The sequence below is a fragment of the Agromyces seonyuensis genome, from assembly GCF_009789225.1.
GTDB classification, from domain to species: Bacteria; Actinomycetota; Actinomycetes; order Actinomycetales; family Microbacteriaceae; genus Agromyces; species Agromyces seonyuensis.
The window spans coordinates 1-1,030 of the sequence record NZ_WSTA01000155.1; the positions used below are offsets into that span (position 1 = coordinate 1).

The 1,030-nt window shown below is 79.8% G+C and carries 1 pseudogene; it reads left to right on the forward strand.

The features are described from left to right. Window positions 1-1,030 (forward strand): annotated as a pseudogene (locus GB864_RS17985) (hypothetical protein); the annotation flags it as partial.

Genomic DNA, 1,030 nt, shown 5'->3' on the forward strand with positions numbered 1-1,030 from the left:
GGCGCTCGCCGCTGCCGCCGTCGCCGCCGTGCTCGCCGTGCTCGCGGTCGCGGGCTCGGCGTTCGCCGACGCCGCACGACCGCTCGTGCGCGGCTCCGGCGACGCGCCGAGCCGGGTCGGACGCGGCCTGGCGCTCGGCGGGCTCGCCCTGCTGGTCGTCGCCGCAGCCGTCGCGTTCTGGCAGCTCCGCCGCTACGGTTCGCCGGTCGTCGCGGATGCCGCCGGCACGCCGCACGTCGACCCGCTCGGCGTCCTCGCCCCGGTGCTCGCGCTGCTCGCGCTCACGGCCCTGGCCCTGCTCCTCAACCGGCCGGTCGCCGCCCTCTTCGAACGCGTCGCCCGCCGCGGCCGCGGGCTGGTGCCGGCGCTCCCGATGCGCTGGCTCGCCCGTCGCCCGGGTCTCTACTCGGCGGCGTCGTTCGTGGCGATGCTCGGCGTGGGCGGGCTGACGTTCGCCGCGCTGCTCTCCGGCGGCTGGTCCGCGCTGGATGCCCGGACCGCGGCCGTCGCGACGGGCGGCGAGGTGCGCGTGGTCGGCACCGCGGATGCCTCGGTGGACGCGATCGCCGACGCGCACGGAGCAGCGGTGCTGCGCTCGGACGTGCGGGTCGGCGGTGACCCGGCCACGCTCATCGCCCTCCCGGCTTCGGAGCTCGGGACGGTCGCGCCCGGCACCCTCGAGCATCCGGCCGAGGTCGCTGCGGCGCTCGCGCCCGAGTCGTCCGGAGCCGAGGCGCCGCTCCCCGTCGCCGTCGACGCGGCGCTCGCCGAACTCGCCGGCGTCGGGGTCGGCGACGGGTTCGATCTCGGCATCGGCGCGGTCAACCGGCTCGTCCCGGCGGAGGTCGCCGTCGTCCTGCCGGCGGTGCCGGGCGCGGGCGCCCCGGCGGTGCTGGCCGACCTCGACGCGTTCGAGGCGGCACTCTCGGTCGCGGGCGGCGCGGCGCCGCCCGCGACCGAGCGCTGGCTCGCCGCCGACGACCCGACCGCGGCTGCGGCGGCGATCGACGCCGCCCGGCCGAGCGGCTCC